The organism is Nocardiopsis listeri (assembly GCF_020741345.1).
Taxonomy (GTDB): domain Bacteria; phylum Actinomycetota; class Actinomycetes; order Streptosporangiales; family Streptosporangiaceae; genus Nocardiopsis; species Nocardiopsis listeri_A.
The window spans coordinates 1-6,558 of record NZ_DYZD01000333.1; the positions used below are offsets into that span (position 1 = coordinate 1).

The 6,558-nt window shown below is 67.8% G+C and carries 6 protein-coding genes and 1 tRNA gene; 3 read left to right on the forward strand and 4 right to left on the reverse strand.

Annotated features, from left to right (window positions below):
- The first annotated feature begins 110 nt into the window (after nt 1–110).
- Entirely contained in the window at nt 111–299 is a 189-nt protein-coding gene (locus tag K8V84_RS17800) for a helix-turn-helix domain-containing protein (RefSeq protein ID WP_304076320.1), read from the forward strand.
- A gap of 36 nt (nt 300–335) precedes the next feature.
- Nucleotides 336–1,517 (forward strand): site-specific integrase, encoded by a 1,182-nt coding sequence (gene xerC, locus K8V84_RS17805; protein WP_304076322.1) that lies wholly within the window; start codon nt 336–338, stop codon nt 1,515–1,517.
- Between the two features lie 100 nt (nt 1,518–1,617).
- On the opposite strand, the gene K8V84_RS17810 is transcribed toward xerC, so the two are convergent.
- From K8V84_RS17810 to K8V84_RS17825, 4 genes are all read right to left on the reverse strand, one after another.
- A tRNA-Pro gene (locus K8V84_RS17810) sits at nt 1,618–1,691 on the reverse strand.
- Nucleotides 1,692–1,788: 97 nt separating this feature from the next.
- Nucleotides 1,789–2,229: a hypothetical protein gene (locus K8V84_RS17815; protein ID WP_304076324.1), complete on the reverse strand. Its 441-nt coding sequence runs from the start codon at nt 2,227–2,229 to the stop codon at nt 1,789–1,791.
- A 180-nt stretch (nt 2,230–2,409) separates the two neighbouring features.
- On the reverse strand, nt 2,410–2,856 hold the full coding sequence (locus K8V84_RS17820) for a hypothetical protein (RefSeq protein WP_304076325.1): 447 nt from the start codon (nt 2,854–2,856) through the stop codon (nt 2,410–2,412).
- 47 nt (nt 2,857–2,903) lie between these two features.
- Nucleotides 2,904–3,608, reverse strand: coding sequence for a hypothetical protein (locus K8V84_RS17825; RefSeq protein ID WP_304076327.1), 705 nt, complete (start codon nt 3,606–3,608; stop codon nt 2,904–2,906).
- 347 nt (nt 3,609–3,955) lie between these two features.
- On the opposite strand from K8V84_RS17825, the gene K8V84_RS17830 reads away from it, so the two are divergent.
- Complete coding sequence (locus K8V84_RS17830) at nt 3,956–5,722, forward strand: TIGR03767 family metallophosphoesterase (RefSeq protein WP_304076329.1); 1,767 nt, start codon at nt 3,956–3,958, stop codon at nt 5,720–5,722.
- Nucleotides 5,723–6,558: the final 836 nt, after the last annotated feature.

Consider the following 6,558-nt stretch of genomic DNA (forward strand, 5'->3'; position numbering starts at 1 on the left):
GTGCGTACGCACCCACCCGCGCGCACAACCTCCGCGCCACGTGAGCCCGACCCGTTTCCCCGATCTCAACAAGGAAGTGAAACAACCCCAAAGGGAAAAGCTCACCCACCGTGGAACACAAGGTCGCGTACTCCATCCAGGAAACCGCCCGCGCTCTCAGCCTGGGCACCACCACCGTCAAGAAGCTCATCGCCACCGGACAGCTCCCCTCCGTCCGCGTCGGCCGGCGACGCCTTGTCCCCCGCTCCGCCCTGGAGACCTACATCAACCGCCTCCTAGACGACCAGGCATCCGCTTAGGCTGGACGGGACCGTTCCCGAGAAAGTCGAGGAGTGATGCCCCGAACACCACGCAAGCCCACCAGGGCCGCGCTGACCGAACGATCCGATGTCTCGGTCTACTTCGATCGGGCCAAGAAGCTCTGGCGCGCGGAGATCCGCCTTCGGCAGGACCCGCACACCGGACGTTGGCGGGTCAAGAAGGTCAGCAGCAAGAACAAGAACACCTTCTACGACAAGCTGTCCACGACCCTGGATGAGTTGGACCAGGGGGTCGACTCCCCCGCCCACTTCACCGTCGCCGACTGTGTGGCGGAGTTTTTGCGGGACCAGCTCTCGGACGTGGGTCCCAACACCCGAGACAACTACACACGGCTCGCGCGTACACACATCACCCCCTACCTGGATCGGCACCTGTTGACCCAGTTGCGGGTGGCCGATGTGCTCGCCTGGTTACGCGGCAGGAAAAAGCAACTGTCCTCGCGGACGCTGCGGTTGGTGCTCAGCCTGCTGGAGCGCGCCATCCGCTACGCACAGGTCCAGGAGATGGTCTCCCGCAACGTCGCCGAGCTCGCCCGTCTGGACCAAAGAGGCCGGCTCAAGGGTGACAGGCCCGGGCGGCCCTCCAAGTCCATGACCTTGGACCAAGCGGTGGCAGTGCTCAAGGCAGCAGAGGGTACGCGGTGGTACGCCTACCTGGTGACCTCCATCGTCACCGGCGCTCGTACCGAGGAGATCCGCGCTCTGCGGTGGGGGCAGATCGAAACCGCCGGTGAGGTGCCCACGATCCACGTGTGGGCCTCGGTACGCGAAGGTGGGGACACCAAGACCCACCGGTCACGGCGGTCGTTGGAACTGCCCGCGTTGGCGGTCAAGGCCATCGGCGCCCACAGGGCGATGCAGGCCCGTGAACGTCTGGCGGCGGCCGAGCTGTGGAAGGACCACGACCTGGTGTTCTGCACCCGCACCGGGAGCCCGCTGGACAGGCACAACGTCCTACGTGAATTGCGCACGATCATGAGAAAGGCAGGATTGAACGACAAGGAATGGACCGCACGCGAGCTACGCCACACGTTCGTGTCGCTGCTGTCGGACCACGAGGTGAGCATCGAGGAGATCTCACTGTTGGTCGGTCACAACGGCACCGACACCACCGAACGCGTCTACCGCCACCAGCTGCGGCCGGTACGTCGGTCAGCGGCTCGGGCGATGGACGACATCCTCAACGACGTGGGCTGATACCCCACCCGACCCCGGTTCTACCCCACTTTTACCCCACCTGAGACGCAGAAAGAGGCCCACCGAAAGGTGGACCCCTCTATGACCTGCAACTTCTCTGTCGGGACGGCGGGATTTGAACCCACGACCCCTTGACCCCCAGTCAAGTGCGCTGCCAAACTGCGCTACGTCCCGTCCGTCGACCGGCGCCTGCGGCGTCGCCAACAGGGAAAACCATACCGTACCGGGAGGGGTGTTCGAACCGGGATCCCCTTCTTACGGTCGATCCGGGTCAGGGAACCAGCCCCTCGAGGACCTGGGACCGTTCGTCCCCGCTCAGTAGGACCACCGCGCCGGCTGTCGGCACGAGGATCGGATCGCCCGACCCGGCGGTCATCTGTCGATCGTCTTGGAGCACGATCCTGTCAGAACCGATGTGGACGTCCAGGTGGGTCTCCGTCAGCACGGCGGTGTCGGTGATCTCTCCTGAGGCGTCGACCCGGTGGAAGGTGGTCTCCATCCGGTCGGTGTCGAAGGCTGTGACGCTCCCGTGTGGATCCGCGTGGGCCGCACCGAGGAACTCGTCGGAGTCGCTCCCCTCGGGGAAGGTGACGAATTCGTCCCCGGTCGACGGATCCAGTGCCAGGGTGCGTTCCTGCGGGTCGATGGCCGCGACGGTCGCCCGGGCGCCGATGTGGTCCCAACCGAACGGCCCCGCTCTCGGCGTCGTCAAGGCAGCCGAAAGCACCGAGCAGGAGGCGATCGTGGACCGTGGCCTGAGAGACCACGCATTCCTCGGGCAGGTCCAGGGCCTCCGCCACCGGTTCGCGGCCGTGCTCTGGCACCCCACCGCCCGGGGGCTCGACGAAGCCGGAGTCATCGTCGGTGATTTCTCCGGTCTCCGCATCGAGCGTCACCGTCCGGAGGAGGTCCTCACCGTCGGTCCCGTCCAGGGCCACCGCGCCGTCGCGGAGCAGGATGAGGGGACCGTTGCCTCCCGGGAGCACGTCGGTGGCCTCGGCGCCCATGGGCGGCCGCCATTCCCAGCCCACGCGGGTGACGTTCGCAGGGGCCTGGGCGGGTTCGGGAAGGTCGGCCAGGCCACCAGAAGCCCGACGACGGCCAGGGGGACCATCCCGAACAGGTAGCGCTTCTCGGAGCCCTCACGCCGGTCCAAGACCAGGAGGAGGGAGAGGACCCCGACCAGTGCCGAGAGCATCCACCAGGAACTCACGCCGAAGGCTCCCCCGCCGTAGACCACGGCCACGACGACGAGCCGCAGCAGGGCACCGACCACCGCCCCCGCTCCGCACCAGGCCAGGGCGTTCCGCAGCGCTCCGGGCCGTTCCTCTTGTGCCACCCTCCCGCTCCAGCCGTCGAACCCGGTCGTCCTTTCCGTCGGTGAACCTAGCAGTGAGCCCCGGGAGACGGATCCGGTGGCCGGTCGAACAGGTCTGGGCGGTAGCGGCGGGTCTCCACGACCAACGGGTTGTCCCAGCCGTCCTCACCCGCGGCTTGGAAGGAGATCGCGACCAGTTCCGCGCCGGTTCGCGGATGCCGAGGCTGGGAGGCCAGGACCGCACGCATCCGGGCATGCCCGTCCGGGATGACCCGTTCGCCCCAGCCGATGATTCCGCGCGAGTCCGGTTCCTCGAACCGGACGTGTTGGGTTCCGACCTGCACGCCCTTGCCCGCTGCGACTCGATCCACGGTCCGGTCGATCTGCGTGACGTCCGACCACCGCAACCGCACCTGGAAACCCAGGTGGTCGCGCAACTCGACCCCGACGGGCGAGACCACCACCAGGGTTCCCCTGATCATCTGCCGGGTCTTGTACACCGGGATCACCGCGAATCCCAGGGTGGGAACGATCGCCACCATGGCCCCGTAGCGCAAACCGGTCCCCGGGGTGGTCGACTCGAAGGGGATCGAGGCCAGGACCAGGCAGAGGAAGTAGAGCATGAGGATGAACGGGGAGGAGGCCACCAGGTAGCGCAAGTACGTCCCAGGGCTGTTCGCGGGCCGCAACGACCGTGTTCCCGGCTCACTCGGCAACGGCCACTCCGCGCTCACCCTCGACCACGCCGAAGCGCTTCCCTCGTCGCTTCTCATGTCCGTGTACTCCCCCGTTTCGGGATCTTCTGGGTCTCAGTGCACTTGCCCGGACGGGCTTGGAACTGACCACTTCCGGCCAGACGTGAAACGCTTTCATGTTCGTGACGGGCTCGACAGGAGCCGGCGAACAGGACCGGACACACGGACGACGCGCGAGTGGACATCGGACCATCACCGAACGTCACCGAACGCGATTCGGTGCGAGCCGAACCGGTGATCCTACCCATCCGCCCCCGGTCCTCTCCTTTCCGGGGTGCCTTGGGGCACCCACCACCCATTGCCCCAGCGCACCGGGTGATCTTCAATGAGTGCGCCCCCACACCCCCGAAAGGACACCCACACGCATGGCATCCCTCAATCGGCGTGGATTCCTCCTGACCTCCTCCGCCGGAATCGGCGGCGCCCTCGCTCTGGGCGCCTACCCCACCTCGGCCTCCGCCCACGAAAGCCTCATGCGCCGGACACTGGACCGGGTCGTGGCTCCGGAGGGGACCACCCTCGCCGAGGTCGGCACCGCCGTCGGCGACGGCTACCAGTTGCTGACCTCCGGGCCCGGCTGGCCCATCGAGGTCCGCGAGGACCTCGTGGCCGCCCAGAGCGACCGCGATGACCGGCGCACCCCGCTGGCCGCCTTCGTCCAGTTCACCGACCTGCACATCATGGACGCGCAGAGCCCGGTGCGGTTCGAGTACACCCATCCGCTGCTCGGCACCGGTGCCCACCGGCCCCAGGAGACCCTTGGTCCGATCGGCGCCTCAGCGTTGGTCTCCCGGGTCAACTCACTGCGCAACGGGCCCGTCACCGGCCGCCCGTTCGACTTCATGATGACCACCGGTGACAACACCGACAACCACGAGCAGGTCGAACTCGACTGGCTCATGGCGATCCTCAACGGCGGCTCGGTCACCCCCAACACCGGCGACATGTCCGGCTACGAGGGGGTGCAGAACTGCGGGTCCGACCTGTACTGGCAACCCGAGAGCGACCTCGCCGACCGGTACAAGACCGAACGCGGTCTCCCCCACCTGCCCGGCTTCCTCGCCGCCGCCCTGGCCGAGTTCCAAAGCCCCGGGCTGGACATCCCCTGGTACTGCACCGTCGGCAACCACGACAACACCCCCTCCGGGACCCTGCCGGCGGGCACCCTCACCGACGCCTTCGTCGGCGACCGCAAGATCATGCTCGCCGAGGACCGGGTCATCGAGCAGACCGCCGACGCCCAGACCGACCCGGAACAGGTGGGCGAACTTCCCGAGGAGGTCGAGCGGTTGGAGTCGGCCCGAGAGGTCCAGTCCGCCTCCATCGTCTCCACCGTCACCCCCGACGAGCGACGTATGCCCTTCGACCCGGCAGGGTTCGTCGCCGCGCACCTGGACGAGGGCAACACCGGCCCCGGCCCGCACGGCCACGGCTTCACCGACGCCAACGCCGACGGGGTGGACTGCTTCTACACCTTCCCCATCGCCGAGGGCGTCACCGGGGTCAGCCTGGACACCACCACCCTCGCCGGACTCGCCAACGGGTCCATCGGCAAGGCCCAGTACGACTGGTTGGAGAGCACCCTGCGCGCCTCCAGTTCGGTCTACTACGACCTGCTCGGTCGCCGCCGCACCCAGGACGTCACCGACGAGCTGTTCGTGCTGTTCAGCCACCACACCAGCGGCACCATGGACAACCCGCTCCCGGACTCACGCCGCCCCACCGAGGTCCGCTTCATCGGCCAGATCCTCGTGGCCATGCTCAAGCGCTACCCCAACGTCCTCGCCTGGGTGAACGGCCACACCCACCACAACAAGGTCACCGCGCACACCTCCGACAGCCCCGAGCGCGGCTTCTGGGAGATCAACACCGCCTCCCACGTCGACCACCCGCAGCTGGCCCGCTGCATCGAACTCGTCGACAACGCCGACGGGACCATGTCGCTGTTCACCACCCTCCTGGAGGCCGACAGCCCTTACCAGGTCGACCACGGCGACTTCTCCCCCGCCGGCCTGGCCTCCCTCTACCGAGAGCTGTCCGTCAACGACCTCTACGCCGAGCCCGCCAAACTGGGGTCCCCTGCCGACCGCAACGTCGAACTCTTGGTAGCGGCCCACCACCCCGCCCGCTGATGAAGGAAGGGCACAGCACCGGCTCGGGACCGGTCGGGTTGGTCCGAAGCCGATCCGTGGAGGTGGGTTATCCACAGGTCCGAGTCTCCGGGCTGGTGCTGTGTCTCTTGGACGTGATCCCATCGATCATGGGGGAGCCGCTGGTTTCGCCGGTTTTGTGCTGCCCTGGGGCGGGTGGCAGGGAGATTAGGTCGAGGGCAAGGAAGCCCTGGGGTTGTTGGGCGTCGTGAGGGTGTAGTGGTGGGGCGCCTCGGGAAGTGGCTCTTTGGGTGGTCTGGCGGGGTGGGGGTGGGTTCTTCCTCCTTCCCCGCCGCGTGATTGTTGCCGCCCGCACCGCACGCGTCAAGGCGATGGTGTGTTGCTCATCAGCGGTGTTGGTGGCCTTGACCCGTGCGGCGCGGGCGGCGGTTGGCGGCTATCGGGGAAGGGGGAAGAGTGGTCGAGGTGCCTAACGGCCCCGGGCCCTTCGGGCCCCGGGCTTCGCCCGGTCCGGCCGTAGCCGGCCGGATCCCCGCCCTTCCGACTGGTGTCATCGTTGGCCGCGTCGCCACGACGTGACCGGTGGGGTAACGAAAAGCCCGCTACAGGCGGTGTGGGTGGCGGGCCGCGTCCCCGCGGTGGCCGGGACTGGCAGTGGGAGTAGCTCCGGTGCCGGTGGGCCGGTAACAGTGGTGGTGGGGTTAGCTCCGGTGCCGGTACCCGCAGCGGGGGTAGTGGTGGCCTCGGCATTGGTCCCGTTTACGGGTAGGGCGTGTATTGCCGGCGCCTGTAGTTGGGGGCGGTGGCAGCGGCACCGGCACTGGTAGCGGGGTGGCCACTGCTGGAGGGCCGGTGGT

What these genes read in the sequence shown, in the direction of transcription:
- xerC (WP_304076322.1), top strand. Translation starts at nt 336, where the DNA reads ATGCCCCGAACACCACGCAAGCCCACCAGGGCCGCGCTGACCGAACGA.
- K8V84_RS17825 (WP_304076327.1), bottom strand. Translation starts at nt 3,608, where the DNA reads ATGAGAAGCGACGAGGGAAGCGCTTCGGCGTGGTCGAGGGTGAGCGCG.
- K8V84_RS17830 (WP_304076329.1), top strand. Translation starts at nt 3,956, where the DNA reads ATGGCATCCCTCAATCGGCGTGGATTCCTCCTGACCTCCTCCGCCGGA.